This is a genomic window from Tamlana crocina, from assembly GCF_012037625.1.
In genome coordinates this window covers 1-366 of sequence record NZ_JAAVJS010000473.1, presented here as the reverse complement: position 1 = coordinate 366, position 366 = coordinate 1, and the positions used below count along the sequence as shown (strand labels likewise).

The 366-nt window shown below is 45.6% G+C and carries 1 pseudogene; it reads left to right on the top strand.

The features are described from left to right. Positions 1 to 366, top strand: a pseudogene (locus HC176_RS17655) (DUF3536 domain-containing protein); the annotation flags it as partial.

Below are 366 nucleotides of genomic sequence, written 5' to 3'. Positions count from 1 at the left end.
CTGTAAATTACCTTCTGGAAATGAAATAAGTCTTTTCTTTTATGACGGCCCTGCCTCACAGGCAGTAGCTTTTGAAGGTTTGCTTAACAATGGAGAGGCATTTGCCGACCGCCTGCGGGGTCAGTTTTCGGATACCGAAGATCGAGAACTGGTAAACATTGCCACAGACGGTGAAAGTTATGGACACCACCACAGGTTGGGAGAAATGGCCCTTTCCTATTGTCTTAATTCCCTTGAACAGGATGAGGATATCAACCTAACGATCTATGGGGAATACCTTGAGAAATTTCCGCCGCAGTATGAGGCACAGATCATTGAAAATACTTCCTGGAGCTGTTATCATGGGGTGGAAAGATGGAGAAGCGA